15 protein-coding genes are annotated in these 14,265 nt (G+C 56.8%); 8 read left to right on the top strand and 7 right to left on the bottom strand.

Going from position 1 to position 14,265, the window contains the following annotated elements; genetic code table 11:
• Positions 1 to 237: 237 nt before the first annotated feature.
• Together pyrG and secG are read right to left on the bottom strand one after the other, a co-directional pair.
• Entirely contained in the window at positions 238 to 1,881 is a 1,644-nt protein-coding gene (pyrG, locus tag ABWV47_RS16785) for a CTP synthase (RefSeq protein WP_353313956.1), read from the bottom strand.
• Positions 1,882 to 2,135: 254 nt separating this feature from the next.
• Positions 2,136 to 2,501 carry a preprotein translocase subunit SecG gene (gene secG / locus ABWV47_RS16780; protein WP_353313954.1) on the bottom strand — a complete coding sequence of 122 codons (366 nt, stop codon included), beginning with the start codon at positions 2,499 to 2,501 and terminating at the stop codon, positions 2,136 to 2,138.
• Positions 2,502 to 2,655: 154 nt separating this feature from the next.
• Here secG and nthA point away from each other — a divergent pair, with 154 nt between their 5' ends.
• From nthA to ABWV47_RS16765, 3 genes are read left to right on the top strand one after another with little or no spacing between them, the layout of a single operon-like run.
• Positions 2,656 to 3,270: a nitrile hydratase subunit alpha gene (nthA, locus tag ABWV47_RS16775; RefSeq protein WP_353313952.1), complete on the top strand. Its 615-nt coding sequence runs from the start codon at positions 2,656 to 2,658 to the stop codon at positions 3,268 to 3,270.
• A complete protein-coding gene (gene nthB, locus ABWV47_RS16770; protein WP_353313951.1) occupies positions 3,267 to 3,944 on the top strand; it encodes a nitrile hydratase subunit beta in 678 nt (225 codons plus the stop codon). The genes nthA and nthB overlap by 4 nt, the downstream gene beginning before the upstream one ends.
• Positions 3,941 to 4,273 carry a nitrile hydratase accessory protein gene (locus ABWV47_RS16765; RefSeq protein ID WP_353313949.1) on the top strand — a complete coding sequence of 111 codons (333 nt, stop codon included), beginning with the start codon at positions 3,941 to 3,943 and terminating at the stop codon, positions 4,271 to 4,273. The genes nthB and ABWV47_RS16765 overlap by 4 nt, the downstream gene beginning before the upstream one ends.
• 1 nt (position 4,274) lies before the next feature.
• Here ABWV47_RS16765 and ABWV47_RS16760 read toward each other — a convergent pair whose 3' ends face one another.
• Positions 4,275 to 4,670, bottom strand: coding sequence for a DUF6524 family protein (locus ABWV47_RS16760; protein ID WP_353313947.1), 396 nt, complete (start codon positions 4,668 to 4,670; stop codon positions 4,275 to 4,277).
• A gap of 145 nt (positions 4,671 to 4,815) precedes the next feature.
• Between ABWV47_RS16760 and ABWV47_RS16755 the strand changes: the two genes are divergently transcribed.
• The 4 genes from ABWV47_RS16755 to ABWV47_RS16740 all read left to right on the top strand — a co-directional run bounded on the left by ABWV47_RS16755 (position 4,816) and on the right by ABWV47_RS16740 (position 8,622).
• Positions 4,816 to 6,129, top strand: coding sequence for an adenylosuccinate synthase (locus ABWV47_RS16755; protein ID WP_353313945.1), 1,314 nt, complete (start codon positions 4,816 to 4,818; stop codon positions 6,127 to 6,129).
• A 30-nt stretch (positions 6,130 to 6,159) separates the two neighbouring features.
• Positions 6,160 to 6,402 (top strand): DUF2842 domain-containing protein, encoded by a 243-nt coding sequence (locus tag ABWV47_RS16750; protein WP_353313943.1) that lies wholly within the window; start codon positions 6,160 to 6,162, stop codon positions 6,400 to 6,402.
• A gap of 139 nt (positions 6,403 to 6,541) precedes the next feature.
• Positions 6,542 to 7,009, top strand: coding sequence for a thiol-disulfide oxidoreductase DCC family protein (locus ABWV47_RS16745; protein WP_353313941.1), 468 nt, complete (start codon positions 6,542 to 6,544; stop codon positions 7,007 to 7,009).
• Positions 7,006 to 8,622, top strand: a complete 1,617-nt coding sequence (locus ABWV47_RS16740; RefSeq protein WP_353313939.1) for a saccharopine dehydrogenase family protein — start codon at positions 7,006 to 7,008, stop codon at positions 8,620 to 8,622. The genes ABWV47_RS16745 and ABWV47_RS16740 overlap by 4 nt, the downstream gene beginning before the upstream one ends.
• A 68-nt stretch (positions 8,623 to 8,690) precedes the next feature.
• Here ABWV47_RS16740 and ABWV47_RS16735 read toward each other — a convergent pair whose 3' ends face one another.
• The gene (locus ABWV47_RS16735) at positions 8,691 to 11,198 is read right to left on the bottom strand and encodes a hypothetical protein (RefSeq protein ID WP_502959718.1); all 2,508 of its coding nucleotides are present in this window, start codon (positions 11,196 to 11,198) and stop codon (positions 8,691 to 8,693) included.
• A 142-nt stretch (positions 11,199 to 11,340) separates the two neighbouring features.
• Here ABWV47_RS16735 and ABWV47_RS16730 point away from each other — a divergent pair, with 142 nt between their 5' ends.
• Positions 11,341 to 12,021 (top strand): thiamine diphosphokinase, encoded by a 681-nt coding sequence (locus ABWV47_RS16730; RefSeq protein ID WP_353313935.1) that lies wholly within the window; start codon positions 11,341 to 11,343, stop codon positions 12,019 to 12,021.
• On the opposite strand, the gene ABWV47_RS16725 is transcribed toward ABWV47_RS16730, so the two are convergent.
• Genes ABWV47_RS16725 through ABWV47_RS16715 form a run of 3 tightly spaced genes read right to left on the bottom strand, consistent with a single transcriptional unit; the run spans position 11,978 to position 14,096 of the window.
• On the bottom strand, positions 11,978 to 12,889 hold the full coding sequence (locus tag ABWV47_RS16725; protein ID WP_353313933.1) for a DMT family transporter: 912 nt from the start codon (positions 12,887 to 12,889) through the stop codon (positions 11,978 to 11,980). The genes ABWV47_RS16730 and ABWV47_RS16725 overlap by 44 nt on opposite strands.
• A 47-nt stretch (positions 12,890 to 12,936) precedes the next feature.
• Complete coding sequence (locus ABWV47_RS16720; protein ID WP_353313931.1) at positions 12,937 to 13,617, bottom strand: hypothetical protein; 681 nt, start codon at positions 13,615 to 13,617, stop codon at positions 12,937 to 12,939.
• Positions 13,599 to 14,096, bottom strand: a complete 498-nt coding sequence (locus ABWV47_RS16715) for a hypothetical protein (RefSeq protein WP_353313930.1) — start codon at positions 14,094 to 14,096, stop codon at positions 13,599 to 13,601. Before ABWV47_RS16715 ends, ABWV47_RS16720 begins: the two co-directional genes overlap by 19 nt.
• Positions 14,097 to 14,265: the final 169 nt, after the last annotated feature.

The raw sequence follows: 14,265 nt of genomic DNA, 5'->3' as shown, positions 1-14,265 counted from the left end.
CGTCTTAACCAATCAAACGCCGTGTCGGTATTGCGTCGGTATCGTGGCTGCAATCCGGAGGTGGAGCGATCGAGGGCTATGGCGAAATTTAACAGAACGCGCGTTGCACTTTCGGGGCGCGTTGAGGGCGTTTCCCCGTCACACCTTTGTCAGCGAAAACCAAAGGTAGATGGAAGGCGTGGTCGCACAAAAAAAGGCGCGGTGATGTCCCGCGCCTTTTGAATGTATGGTGTGCCGTCAGACGAGCCGTGAATTGTCTTTGGCTGCGCGCACAAAATCCCGGAACAACGGGTGTGGGTCAAACGGTTTGGATTTGAGCTCCGGGTGGAACTGCACGCCGATGAACCAAGGGTGGTCTTGCCATTCCACGATTTCCGGCAGGCGGCCATCTGGGCTCATACCGGAGAAGTTCAGGCCGCACGCCTCAAGCTGTTCGCGGTATTTGATGTCGACCTCATAGCGGTGGCGGTGGCGCTCTTCAATCGAGGTTGCGCCATAGGCGGTTGCGACCTTTGAGCCCTCAGTGAGCGTGGCGTTATAAGCGCCCAAACGCATTGTGCCGCCTTTGGCGTCTGTCGCCTTGCGGGTCACTTTGGCGTTGCCCTGCACCCATTCTTTGAGGTGATAGACCACGGGCTCAAACCGGGTTTTGCCCGCTTCGTGATCAAATTCCTCAGAGCCAGCATCGGCGATGCCAGCTTTGTTGCGGGCCGCCTCAATCACTGCCATTTGCATACCGAGGCAGATGCCGAGGTAGGGGATTTTGTGTTCACGGGCATATTGTGCCGCTTTGATTTTGCCTTCGGTGCCACGTTCGCCAAAGCCGCCGGGCACCAGAATGGCATCATAGCCTTCCAGATGTGGCGCGGCGTCCGTCTTGTCAAAGACCTCAGCATCGACCCAACTGACTTTGACTTTCACACGGTTGGCCATGCCACCATGTGTCAGCGCTTCTTTGATGGACTTATACGCGTCCTCAAGTTGGGTGTATTTGCCGACGATGGCGATGTTGACCTTGCCATCGGTGTTGTGCAGCCGATCGTTCACATCTTCCCAAACGGTCAGATCAGGACGTGGGGCGGGCGCGATGTTGAAGGCGTCCAATACGGCTTGATCGAGGCCTTCGCGGTGATAGGCCAGCGGGGCCTCATAGATCGACTTCAGATCATAAGCGGCCACAACATGCTCTTTGCGCACATTGCAGAACAGTGCGATTTTTTCGCGCTCTTTGTCGGGGATCGGTTGCTCTGAGCGACAGACCAGAATGTCGGGGGCTATGCCGATGGATTGCAGCTCTTTGACGGAGTGTTGGGTCGGCTTGGTCTTCAACTCGCCGGAGGCAGCCAGATAGGGCAGCAAGGTGAGGTGCATGAAGATCACATCACCGCGCGGTTTGTCGTGGGAGAACTGACGGATGGCTTCAAAGAAGGGCAGGCCCTCGATGTCGCCCACAGTGCCCCCGATTTCACACAGCATGAAGTCAACTTCGTCGTCGCCCACATGCAGGAAATCTTTGATCTCGTTGGTGACGTGTGGAACCACCTGAATGGTTTTTCCCAAATAGTCGCCGCGGCGTTCGTTTTCCAACACATTGGAATAGATGCGGCCGGAGGAGACACTGTCGGTGTTGCGGGCAGGCACACCGGTGAAACGTTCATAGTGGCCAAGATCGAGGTCCGTTTCGGCCCCATCGTCGGTGACAAAAACTTCGCCATGTTCAAACGGCGACATCGTGCCCGGATCAACGTTCAGATAGGGATCCAATTTGCGCAGGCGTACCGTGTAGCCTCGCGCTTGCAACAGCGCACCCAGCGCTGCTGACGCGAGGCCTTTGCCCAGCGATGAAACAACCCCACCAGTGATAAAAATGTAGCGAGCCATGTCTCTGGCGTCCCCCGTGATTGACGTCGTGTTTATTGATGTAGCAGCGCCCAAACCCATGCGATTTTCATCACAAAATGGCCCAGCATCACGGGACTTAAGTCATATAGGATTCGCAGACAAAAGGCAACCGGACCGCAAGATGCTGTTGCGGGTGGCTTTGTGGCCTCAATCTGTGGTGGTGCCCGCAGAGGGCAAAAAACGAAGCAGCCCCAAGAGGGGCCACTTTACTGGCGAGCTAGCAGAAGCCCGCGTTAGTCGGCGCGTGGCACCAGTGGTGCGTCGTCACCCGCTGATGGCGGCAGCAGCGAGTCTGATGCGCCGGGCAGGGTTGGAGCGGTTTCTCCAGCGGCGGGCGCTTGTGTGCCCAAACGGTCAAAGACCGAGCTCGAAGAGGAGTTGTTTGCAGCGATCACAGTAAGTGCAATCGAGGTGCAGATGAACGCCGCGGCCAAAATCCAGGTCACACGGGTCATAGCCGTTGCAGCAGCGCGGCCGGATACGGCGCCGCCGCCGCCACCGCCCATACCAAGGCCACCGCCTTCGGAACGCTGCATCAGAACGACGCCAATCAGCGCCAGAGCAAGAAGAAGATGGATGATGAGGACAACGTTTTCCATTGGGACCTGTAAAGCGAGCGTTCGGTTTTGTTAGCGGGGTATGTAGGCAAGTTTGCGGCGGGGGGCAAGGAGGTTTCGTCAACTTGGATGTTGAGTGGTTTTGAGACCCGTTTTGGTTGTGGACCTTGTGGAGGTGTTCTGGCAGGGTCGGGCCATGCCACATGATCATGACCACCCGCATTCTCATCTGCCCTCTGACCCCGCGTTGCGGGTGAAGGCTCTGGAAACATTGTTGACTGACAAAGGCTTGGTTGATCCAGCCGCGTTGGACGAGATCATTGATCTTTACCAAAATAAGATTGGTCCACAGAATGGCGCCAAAGTGGTTGCCAAGATGTGGGCCGACCCTGCGTTTCACCGTGCGATGATGGAAGATCCGATGCCGGTGTTGCGCGATATGGGGCTATATGGCCGTCAGGGGGAGCATATGGTGTTTGTTGAAAACACTGATGCGGTGCACAACATGGTCGTGTGCACTCTGTGCAGCTGTTACCCATGGCCGTTGTTGGGCATTCCACCGGGATGGTACAAATCAGATGCCTATCGGGCGCGATCAGTGAGAGAGCCACGCAGGGTGTTGGCGGAATTTGGTGTGACCTTGGCAGAAGAGACAAAGGTGCGTGTCTGGGACAGCACCGCAGAGGTGCGCTATCTTGTTGTGCCCAAGCGCCCATTGGGCACCGAAGGCATGTCGGAAGAGGCGCTTGCTCAGCTTGTGTCACGTGACAGTATGATTGGCACAGCATTGGCGCAGGAGCCAACACCATGAGCCGCGTGCACGACATGGGCGGGCGGCTGGGTACAGGTCCGGTGGACCCGCAGGATGGAGCCGAATTTGCCGAAGCCAAAGACTGGCACAAGCGCGCGTTGGCGTTAAATGTGTCCAGCGGGTTTTGGGGACAATGGAACATTGATGCGTCGCGTCATGCGCGAGAATTGCTTGATCCAAAGGATTACACGGTGTTCAGCTACTATGAAAAGTGGATGGGTGGATTGGCTGATCTGATGGTGGCGCGTGGCGTTGTTACCGAAGATGAACTGGCCAAGGGGCAGGCGGATGGGCTGTCTGCTTTGGCGGAGCGTGCTGCAAAGCCTGAGACTGTGGCAGAGCTTTTGCTCAAGGGAAGCCCCTATACACGTGACAGCGACGCGGCCGTGTTTGAGGTGGGGGACCGCGTGAGGGCGCGGCGTCCAGCCCGCAACATAGAAGTGCCCGGTGGGCATACGCGATTGCCGTCCTATGCCGCTGGAGCGGTTGGTGAGATTGTTTTGCAGCACGGGGCCCATGTGTTTCCAGACAGCAACGCGCACTTCAAAGGAGAAGCCGCGCAACCGCTCTATGCGGTGAAATTCAGCGCGCAGGAGCTTTGGGGGGCAGAGGCAGACCCGCGCGATGACGTTGTGCTCGATCTTTGGGAAAGCTATCTGGAGCGCGATCAATGACAGGGGGTGGTGAGCGGCCTGAGCCCGCCTTTGAGGAGCCATGGCATGCGCAGGTTTTTGCTTTGACCGTGGCCTTAAACGAGTCAGGCCATTTTACTTGGAGCCAATGGGCGGACCGGTTTGGCGCAACGCTAAAGGCGCATGGGCTGGCCAAGGAACTGGATGGCGGCGCGGATTACTTCGATGCCTGGCTGGATGCGCTTGAGGGGTTTTTGCAAGACCTCGGCGTGGCAGAGGCTTTGGTTTTGCAGAATCTCAAAGAAGGCTGGGCCAAAGCCTATTTGAACACGCCGCATGGACAGCCTGTGCATTTGTCCGCCGCGCAGTGAGTCACGTTTCGACGTCGTCGACATCCAGCTGACCCGACAGCATCCTGCGGACAATTGACCAACCGAGGCCAATGCCCAGCACGATAGACAGCGACAGGATCGCCAGCCAAGTGTTGACGGCGGAGTTGTCCAAGCTGAGCATTTTCCAGTCGTACAAAACCCAAGCCACCGCGGCGCAAACGGCAAGCACCAGAAACATGCCAAAGCCGCCGATAGACCGCAGGGTGGCGCGCAGATAAATGATGTAGCCAATCGTCAGCAGAAGACCAAACAGCACCGTGAGCGGGAGCTCTTCTACGTAATTGTCCGCACTCCAATGCACATAATTGTATTCGGTGGGGTTAAATGTCGCCGCCAAAAGCACGAAGGCAAACACCCATCGCAACAACAGCCCCATGACAATCCCCTCGAAAAGTAGCTTTTTTTCTATTCCTTGCGCAAAATCATGCGTTCTGTCCAGTGTAAGGCGCAGTTTGCGGTTTCGTGTGGTGCACAACATGGCTAAAAGGGCGCGGGTTTGAACTCTCTGCAAAGGACCAGATATGGCCAACGTCGTAGTTGTAGGCGCTCAATGGGGCGATGAAGGAAAAGGCAAGATCGTTGACTGGCTCAGCGAACGTGCTGATGTCATCGCACGTTTCCAAGGCGGGCATAACGCTGGCCACACGCTGGTCATTGACGGGAAAGTGTACAAGCTGCACGCGCTGCCATCTGGTGTTGTGCGTGGCGGTAAGTTGTCGGTGATCGGCAATGGCGTGGTGCTGGACCCTTGGCACTTGGTCAACGAGATTGCGACCGTGCGTGCACAGGGTGTTGAGATTTCCCCAGAGACGCTGATGATTGCGGAAAACACTCCGCTGATCCTGCCGATTCACGGTGAATTGGATCGGGCGCGTGAAGAAGCCGCCTCCAAAGGCACCAAGATTGGCACCACCGGGCGCGGTATTGGTCCGGCGTATGAAGACAAGGTTGGCCGTCGTTCTGTGCGCGTGGCTGATCTGGCGGATGAGGCAACCTTGATTGCCCGTGTCGATCGTGCGTTGCAACACCATGACCCACTGCGTAAGGGTCTTGGCATTGAAGCGATTGACCGCGACCAGCTGATCGCACAACTGAAAGAGATTGCACAAGACATCTTGCCGTATGCGGCGCCAGTTTGGAAAGTGCTGAACGAAAAGCGCAAAGCGGGCAAACGTATTCTGTTTGAAGGTGCGCAAGGTGCGCTTTTGGACATCGATTTTGGCACCTATCCCTTTGTAACGAGCTCAAACGTGATTGCCGGTCAGGCATCCACAGGTGTTGGTATCGGTCCGGGCTCGATTGATTACGTGCTGGGCATTGTGAAGGCATACACCACCCGTGTGGGGGAGGGACCGTTCCCAACCGAGCTGCTGAATGCCGACGGGACACCTGATGCAGATGGCGCGCGTTTGGGCGAGCGGGGCCATGAGTTTGGCACCACCACCGGCCGTCAGCGCCGCTGTGGCTGGTTTGATGCCGCGTTGGTGCGCCAGACCTGTGCGACCTCAGGTATCAAAGGCATTTGCCTGACCAAGCTGGATGTGCTGGACGGGTTTGAAACACTCAAAATCTGTGTGGGCTATGATCTGGACGGGGCGCGTTTGGACTACCTGCCGACCGCAGCGGATCAGCAGGCGCGTTGCAAGCCAATCTACGAGGAAATTGCAGGTTGGAGCGAGAGCACCGAAGGCGCGCGCAGCTGGAACGATCTGCCGGCCAATGCGATCAAATATGTGAAGCGGGTTGAAGAGCTGATTGAATGCCCTGTGGCACTGTTGTCGACAAGCCCAGAGCGTGAAGACACAATCCTGGTAACCGATCCATTTGCGGATTGATCACGTAGTGATCTGAAAGGAGAGGTCGACATGGCATTGAGTTACAAAGCCCGCCGTCGCGTGGCGTTACTGGTTCTGGTGGTCGGGCTGCCGATCTATATTGTTGTGGCTTCCGTTTTGGCCACTGCGATAGCGCCCGACTCTGTATTGGTGACTTTGGCGCTTTATGTCGGTTTGGGGATTGTTTGGGTTTTGCCGTTTAAGTCGGTGTTCAAAGGCATTGGTCAGGCTGATCCAGATGCGCCAGCTCCTCGGTTTGAAGACGATCCGTAAACGTTTATAAAATATATGAAACTTTAACGGTGGCGTGCAGATTTGCGCGCCGCCGTTTTGCGTTTCAGCGCATTGCCAATTGGGCAGTTTTCTGCTGCACTGCTGACAATTCCTCTGCATGGCAAGAGATTGACATCTTATGGCGCTACTTCCTGACCGACGCCCCTATTCTTACCGAGACGACGCAGCACTTGCGGCATTTGACGACGGGGGCCCGATCACAGTGATGGATGGGGACTGTGCATTGTGTGGCTTTGGTGCGCGCATGATTGCGCGCTTTGACCACAAGGATGTGTTTCGAATTTGTCCGGCACAAACCGATTTGGGCACGGCACTGTTGCGTCACTATGAACTGTCGCCCGATGATCCTGAAAGCTGGCTATTGATTGTGGAGGGGCGTGCTTATGCGTCGCTGGATGCCATAATCCGCGTGGGAGCATTGATGGGAGGGGTGGGGCATGTTTTGTGGCCCTTGAAGCTCATGCCGAGGAGCGTGCAGGATTGGATTTACCGTCGCATCGCGCGCAATCGTTATCAGATGTTTGGCCGTGGCGATATGTGCAGCCTGCCGGACCCGCGACTTAAGGCGAGGTTGTTGCTCAAGTGAAGGTTGCTGTTCTGGGCGGTTATGGCGTTTTTGGTGGGCGTCTGGCGGACTTGCTGGTGCGTGATGGCCATCAGGTTGTTGTGGTGGGCCGCAGCCTTGCAAAAGCTGAGGCACTGGCTGGACAATTGGGATGTGCCGCTTTGGAGTGGGACATACACAGTGATCCGGCGCCGTTGGTGGCCCTGTCGCCTGATGTGGTGATCGACGCTGTGGGGCCATTTCAGACCTATGTGGAAGATCCATATCGCATGGCCCGCCTGTCACTTAAGATGGGAGCCGACTATCTCGATCTGTCTGGCAGCGCGGCGTTTACATCTGGTATTTCCATCTTGGACGCGGAGGCAAAGAGAGTGGGGCGGCGGGTGCTGTCTGGCGTGTCCAGCGTGCCCGGGCTCTCCAGTGCGGTGGTGGCGGATCTGGTGCTGGGACTGGACGACGTTCTCCTGATTGAGAGCGCGATTTTGCCGGGCAACCGTGCGCCGCGAGGGGCGTCTGTCATGGCAAGCATCATGGGGCAGCTGGGGCGCGAAGCCCAGGTTTGGCGTGGGGGCAAATGGCGGGCGTTGCGCGGTTGGCGTGCGGCGCGTCGTGTGACGTTGGCACCGGGGCTTGAGCGGGTTGGTCGCTTTGTTGAAGTGCCAGATATCCGTTTGTTTCCAGAGGCATTTGAGGCCCGATCTGTGATGTTTCGTGCGGGTATGGAGCTTGGTTTTCTCAACTTTGGAATGCGGATGGTGGCGGCTGTGCGGCAGGTGGTTCCTTTTGAAATCACGCCACGCCGGGTTGCCGTCTTTCGCTGGCTGGCGCAATTGACAGAGCGGTTTGGCACAGATCGCGGTGGAATGCATGTGGAGGTCATTGGGCGACAAGGTGAACAGATGCGACGGCACAGTTGGACATTGGTTGCTGAGGCTGGGGAGGGCCCCTACATACCCGCCGTTGCAGCACGGGTGCTGATGCGTCACTTTGAGGAGGTGCCACCCGGCGCACGGCCCTGTGTGAGAGATGTTTCATTGGATCAAATGCAGGCGGGTTGGGCCGATCTTGAGGTGACAACACAGCGCCAAGATGGTTTCTGGCAGCCGCAGTTTGAAATTGCATTTGGCGAAAAATGGAATGACTTACCAAATAAAATCAAAGAACTACACTGCGTTGCTGATTTAGAGGTATTCACCGGAGAAGCGCGTGTGACGCGAGACGGTGGCCTGTTGGCGCAATGGGTTGCGCGTCTCTTTGGATTTCCCAAAGCGACAGAATGCTGTGCGGTGCGGGTGACCAAAACACGCACTGACAAAGATGAAATTTGGGAGCGGGATTTTGCTGGGCAGCGGTTTTTGTCACGCTGTCGTTTGGCCCCTGAGGCGGGGCGATTCCGTGAACGATTTGGCCCATTTCAGTTTGAAATGGATTTGACTGTGATGGATGGGGTGGTTGGCATGCCTGTGCGCAAGGGCTGGTTTCTGGGCCTGCGCATGCCGCGATGGCTTTTGCCGATCAGCGAGACACGTGAGTTTGTCGCGGATGGATGCTTTCACTTTGATGTGTCGCTGGCTGCACCATTGGGAGTGGGCGCGATTGTGCGCTATCAGGGCTGGTTAGAGCCGGAGCAATAAAATCGGGGACCAAAAATGAGGAAAGCCCGATCCAAAGATCGGGCTTTTTCGATTTGAAACGAGCGGTGTTACCCGGCTTCGCGATCGCGTGGCTTGTAGTTGATCGTGGCATTGGCGGCAAAGCGCCCCCCCGCCCGTTTTTCGATCTTCTTGTCACGCAAGAGTTGACCAAAGCTGCGCAATCCTTCTTCGCGGGTGAACTGAGGAATGTTCACTTCGCGGGACATCCGCATCAGCATGGGGCGGGAGAACCGCTCCAACCCTTGTACAAAGGTTAGGTAAGCGGCGGCCGCTTCGATGCTTTCTGGCAACTGGTTTGCACCAACGCTGTTGGCATACTCAATAAATCCGCTCAGCGTTGAGTTCTTTGAAGAGACCGGGGCAGCGGCCCGCGCGGCTTGATCGCGGTCCAAACGGTCTGAAGACACACGGCGCGGACGAACAGGGACGCGGCGTGGTGCCTTTTGTGCTTCTTCACTCGAAGGCTGAGCGGATTTCTCGGTGGTGGCAGCGGGCGTCGTATCGACACGCTGCGCGGCAACCAGTTTCAAAGGTGTGGCGACGCTTTTTGTGGAGGCTTCGGTTGAATCCTCGCCTTTGCCACCAGGAACCGTGCGCACAACACTTGCCAGATCATCGCGATAAGCGATGGTGTCATCTTCGCCTTTGCCACTTTTTCCGGCGTGTTTTTCAGCGCGGGTTGCGGCAACAGCGGCACGGAGGTGAGCGATGGCACTGCGGCGGCCTTTGCCAGCAGGTTCTTCCATCTCGCTGTCCGCTTTGGCCATCAGACGGGTCAAATCCGGCTCAGATGTCTGCGTCGCTTTGCGTGTGTCTTTGATGGTGTCTTCCACGATGCTGGCAACGTCCAGCTCAGGTTCCGCCTCAAGGTCGGAACTCTGCACCGACGCGTCATCCGCAAACATGTTTTCAATTGCGTCTTCAGCTTCATTGTCTGCGTCTGATGTCTGCAATTCTGCTTCGACCTGAGCCAGCTCCGCCAAAAGGTCAGCTTCGTCCTCAGGAGTTAGGCTTGTGGGCTCCGCTGAGGCGTCGTCTGACATCTCCTCCTCAGAGTTTGCTTCCAACGTGCCCGCTGCAACAGCCTCCTCGAAGTCCGCCTTTTTCATACGCACAATGCGAGCACGCAGTGGGCGCACCGTTGGTTTGACCACGGCTGTTTCTTCGGGCGCCTCTGCTTCGGCATCTTCTTCTGCCTCGCTGGCCATCTCTTCTGCGAGGTCGTTTGACAGAGAGAGCGCGTCGTGAGGCATGTCACTTGAAGACAACTCTTCAGAAATCAGCGCGTCCAATTCGGGATTTTGGTGCACATCGGCGTCTTGCAGATCTGCGTCCTGACTTGCGAAGATCTGATCTGCGGCAAAGTCGGACACAAACTCTGTGGTGGTGAGTTCTGGCTGTTCGTCTTCGCTTTCGATGGTGTCTTGGGGGGCTGTTTCGACGCGCGATACCACAGCGCGGATGCGCTCCAGTTTGGCGGCGATGGAGTTTTCTTCGTAGTCTGGTGCGTCGTCCTGTTCATCCCATGACCCAACAGGCTCAGCGTCAAACTCCTCTTCGAGGTTTTCAGCGACATCGATATCTTCGGCGAAAGGATCATCGCTTTCGTCAATCACACCTTCCAACACAAGAAGGTCGCTGCTGTCAGCCACATCGGAATCTGACTTCAACTGTGCGTCAGAAAGGGCGTCCACAGCGGAAACTGCCGCAGTAATGCTGTCCAGATCGATTGAGAAGTCTTCCGTGACCTCCGCGTCTGTCTCCGGTGCAAGCTCTTCTGCTGGTGCGGCTTCGGCAATGATGTCCTCTTCAACGTCGGCGAGCACCTCTTCAGCCACATTTTCTGTGACTGCGGAGAGCACTGCGTCAGACATGCCAATTTCGTCGTCTTCCTCGAGGGCAACAGCGGTGTCTTCTGATTGCGCTTCGGTCTCTGTCTCGTCTTCAGACTCTGCGACAATGACGTCGTTTGAATTCTGGTTTTCGTCTGCGGCGACGTCTTCTACCGGGGCAGATGGGGCATCAGCTGGATCTTGAGCCTCGACAACTTCTGCAACCTCGGCAACAGAGGGGGCATCTGATGCCTGCTCCGGCTTGTCTTCGATCACTGTTGTTGGCGTGTCTAGAACCGGAGCCTCCTCGAGTGAGGTGTCTTCGGGTGTGGGCTGGTCTTGCACGGCCTCAGCTGGTGCGGCATCCACATCGGCGACGTCAGAGCTGGGCGCGGTTGCCACAGATGCTGCCACTGGCGCTGCAGGTGCTGGGGTGTCCTCCACCGCTGCGGGAGCAGGTTGCGGATCGGGGGTCGCGCTGAGAACAATGGCTCCCTGATCCATACGGGCACTTACACGGCGCGCGATCTCTTGTTCCGCAATGCGGGCAAGCATCTCTGCGTCGGGTGTCGGGGGCTCTGCACCGAAATAGCGGTCATCCGCCGCCAGATCGCGGAAATACTCTGCGATTGCCTTCATCGTATCGAACGATTCCTCAAACCCTTCCAGGGTGCATGAAAACGTCCCGTAGGAAACCGTGAGCACTTTGTTATTAGTAACCATCTTCTGCGGGTCCTTTGCACTACTCAGCAATCAAACTACCACTAAAGGAAAGTCGAAACGCGACCGATTCTGTGGAAGTGAGCGTATCATTTCTGGGCCAAAATGTGGCCAAAGGCTCTCAGAGGGGGGGAAACCGGCAAATATGAGCAGCATTGTTCACAAATTGGAACCAATTACCCTCGTCGGGGCCGGACCGTTGTCCGAATCTGATCTTATGCAATCTCTGGCCTTGGCACCCCATCTTGTTGCGGCAGATGGCGGGGCTTCTCATTGCCTGTCTTATGATCTGATCCCGGAAGCTGTCATCGGCGATATGGACTCTTTTGAGGCACTTGAAGCGCAGGGTGTGCCGGCCACGCGGCTCCACCCTGTTGCGGAACAGGACAGCACGGATTTTGACAAAGCTTTGCGACATACCGTGGCGCCGGTTGTTTTGGCGGTTGGGTTCACGGGCGGGCGGTTGGATCATGAACTGGCGTGTTTCAATGGTTTGGTGCGGCATGCCCATCAGCCCTGTATCCTGATCGGCGACGTTGATGTGATCTGTCTGGCCCCGCCACAGTTGCGACTGACTGTTGCGGCGGGCACGCGCGTGTCGTTGTTTCCGATGGCGGCGGTGACGGGGCGCTCTGAGGGATTGCAATGGCCGATAGAGGGGATTGCCTTTGCGCCAGACGGATCCATTGGCACGTCCAATGCGGCGACGGGGCCGGTGAGCATGGCGTTTGACGCGCCGGGTATGTTGCTGATCCTGCCAAAGCGGGTCTTGCCAGAGTTGCTCACTCAGCTGCAGCAGGCGCCCGCAACGTGGCCCGTTCCCTGAGCACAACGTAGACACCGGCGGCCATTGTGATGCAGATGCCAATGGAGGCCAACGTGTTGGGCCAATCGCCAAACACCAGCCAACCGACAAATGCGGCCAAAGGGATTTCCACATATTGGATGGAGGCCAGCGTGGTCGACGGCGCATAGCGTAAGGACCAAGACATCAGCAGATGCCCAACCGTTCCGACCACTCCGATAAACACGAGCAACCCCCAAGTGTCAGGGGCAGGACGGATCAGAGACAGCTCGGCGGCGCCAAAGTGGTCTCCAATCAACAGAGCGGGCAACAGGACAGCTGTGGCGATCACACCGTTGCTGGCTTGCAGGGCAATGGGGTCGATGTCTTTGGCTATTTGGCGGGTCACCAGCATAAAGAGCGCAAAGATCACCGCCACCGCCAAAGGTAGCAGGGCGGGCGCACCAACCTCGACGAAGCTGGGTTGGATCACAAGCAGCGTTCCGGTGAAACCGACCACGCAGGCGAGCAAACGGCGCAAGCCAACGTCTTCGCCCAGCACATATTTGCCCAAGAGCAACATGATAAACGGCATGACGAAGGCAATTGCGATCGCATCAGCCAGTGGCAAATAGCGGAAGGCGGTGAACATACAGCCAATCCCGGCGATGTGCAGGAACGTGCGGATCACCACAATGCGAAACACGCGTGGGCTCATGTGCCATGGTCTGCGGGTCACAAAGACAATCGGAATCAGCAGGGCGGCTTGCACAAAAAACCGGACCAATAGCAGCTGCCCAAGAGGTAGAACATCTGACAACAGCTTTGCGGTTGCATCCCCAATGGGCGCAAGCACGCAAAAGCCAAGCATCAATGTGATGCCAAGGAGGGGGCGATCTGACTGAGACATCCCCGCACGCTATGGCGGAATGAACGATTGTTCAACTCCGGAAAGCCTTAGTCCTTTTTGCAAAAATAGAGCGCGATGTAGGGGGGCATGTTGTTGTGGGCTTGGTCCCCGCCTTCTGCGGACATGAAGCTTGGGTGTTGTGTCTCCCAGCTGGGGGTGGGCAGCACCTCTGGGTCATATTCGGCTCGGAGGCCAAAGGGCTCTTTGGACCCGCCAAACCCATCGTGGACGCTGGAATCTGGCGGAGAGGATGTAACGGTGTGGTGATGTTTCGGCATTTGTCCCTGTGTCAATAACACACGCTCTTCGCCACCATGGTCGCGATATTTTCTTTGGGTGGTCTCCTGATCTGCACTGCGTGACAGGTTGGAGGGTTTGCCAAAGGACGCGCCGATGATGGTGCGACCTTGGGCTTCGACAAATTCGCTCCAGCCGTTTGGACATCGTCCGGGGCTGTCCACGGCCAGCACCGCATTGGCCGGGATCAGCGCGTCGGTGTCTATTTGGGCCACCGTGTCCAGAAGGGTTTGCATCTGGCTTTCCAACGTTTCAATGCGCGAGAGGGCAGCCCGCAAGTCACTGTCCAAGCCGCTGACACATTCAAATGCGCGGTAGGCGTCGCGTTCCTGTTCTGGGTCAAGTCCACTGCAATCAAGCAACGCCTGCGCAGAGGCTGTGGTGGTCAGGCATGCGGTAAGTAAAGCCGTCGTCAATATCGTGCGTTGCATTTCAAAATCTCCGTCATCACACCATTGGCCTGCGCGATACAGTCTTCGCGCGTTGGGGGTGGCAAAATTAGGTTGAGGATCTGCTGGGGGCCGAGATCAAAATAGATCAAGGCAGGGATGGCGACCACGATCACGGCGATGGCCATGATCCGGTAGGGCGGTTTGGGCTTTTCCGGTTCAGTTGGGGGCGCGATTGTATCTGGCAAATACCAGTGCTGGGTGTCGTCTTCTCCGTGGATGACAACGGCACCCATATCAAAGAGGATGTTACGCAGCTCATCTTCTTTGTTGTCAAACACACCTAGTGATTTTTGGATGGCGCCGAAGCTGCGCTGACGTTTGGGGTACTGGGGGTCGTCAAACAGCGCATGCACGCGGGTACACACGTTAAAGAGACGCAAATCAAATTGGTACCGCCGCCAACGATCGGATCTCGCAGTCTCTATGTTTTTGTCAATTTCAAATAGATCAATGGGCATAACACACCCGGCTTTTGTAAAACCTCTCTAGTTTGGCGGGCACCACGCCGCAGATCAACAAAAAGCTCACAACGGTCTGACAGACAAAAAAAGGGCCGACACAACGGTCGGCCCAAAAGGAAGTGACCCCGGATGCGCGCTGGCAGCCGGAATCGGGGAAACGTTTAGA

It is taken from the genome of Shimia sp. NS0008-38b, from assembly GCF_040370365.1.
Lineage (GTDB): Bacteria > Pseudomonadota > Alphaproteobacteria > Rhodobacterales > Rhodobacteraceae > Shimia.
This window is presented reverse-complemented; position numbering and strand designations above follow the sequence as displayed.

What these genes read in the sequence shown, in the direction of transcription:
- pyrG (WP_353313956.1), bottom strand. Translation starts at nt 1,881, where the DNA reads ATGGCTCGCTACATTTTTATCACTGGTGGGGTTGTTTCATCGCTGGGC.
- secG (WP_353313954.1), bottom strand. Translation starts at nt 2,501, where the DNA reads ATGGAAAACGTTGTCCTCATCATCCATCTTCTTCTTGCTCTGGCGCTG.
- nthA (WP_353313952.1), top strand. Translation starts at nt 2,656, where the DNA reads ATGCCACATGATCATGACCACCCGCATTCTCATCTGCCCTCTGACCCC.
- nthB (WP_353313951.1), top strand. Translation starts at nt 3,267, where the DNA reads ATGAGCCGCGTGCACGACATGGGCGGGCGGCTGGGTACAGGTCCGGTG.
- ABWV47_RS16765 (WP_353313949.1), top strand. Translation starts at nt 3,941, where the DNA reads ATGACAGGGGGTGGTGAGCGGCCTGAGCCCGCCTTTGAGGAGCCATGG.
- ABWV47_RS16760 (WP_353313947.1), bottom strand. Translation starts at nt 4,670, where the DNA reads ATGGGGCTGTTGTTGCGATGGGTGTTTGCCTTCGTGCTTTTGGCGGCG.
- ABWV47_RS16755 (WP_353313945.1), top strand. Translation starts at nt 4,816, where the DNA reads ATGGCCAACGTCGTAGTTGTAGGCGCTCAATGGGGCGATGAAGGAAAA.
- ABWV47_RS16750 (WP_353313943.1), top strand. Translation starts at nt 6,160, where the DNA reads ATGGCATTGAGTTACAAAGCCCGCCGTCGCGTGGCGTTACTGGTTCTG.
- ABWV47_RS16745 (WP_353313941.1), top strand. Translation starts at nt 6,542, where the DNA reads ATGGCGCTACTTCCTGACCGACGCCCCTATTCTTACCGAGACGACGCA.
- ABWV47_RS16735 (WP_502959718.1), bottom strand. Translation starts at nt 11,198, where the DNA reads ATGGTTACTAATAACAAAGTGCTCACGGTTTCCTACGGGACGTTTTCA.
- ABWV47_RS16730 (WP_353313935.1), top strand. Translation starts at nt 11,341, where the DNA reads ATGAGCAGCATTGTTCACAAATTGGAACCAATTACCCTCGTCGGGGCC.
- ABWV47_RS16725 (WP_353313933.1), bottom strand. Translation starts at nt 12,889, where the DNA reads ATGTCTCAGTCAGATCGCCCCCTCCTTGGCATCACATTGATGCTTGGC.
- ABWV47_RS16720 (WP_353313931.1), bottom strand. Translation starts at nt 13,617, where the DNA reads ATGCAACGCACGATATTGACGACGGCTTTACTTACCGCATGCCTGACC.
- ABWV47_RS16715 (WP_353313930.1), bottom strand. Translation starts at nt 14,096, where the DNA reads ATGCCCATTGATCTATTTGAAATTGACAAAAACATAGAGACTGCGAGA.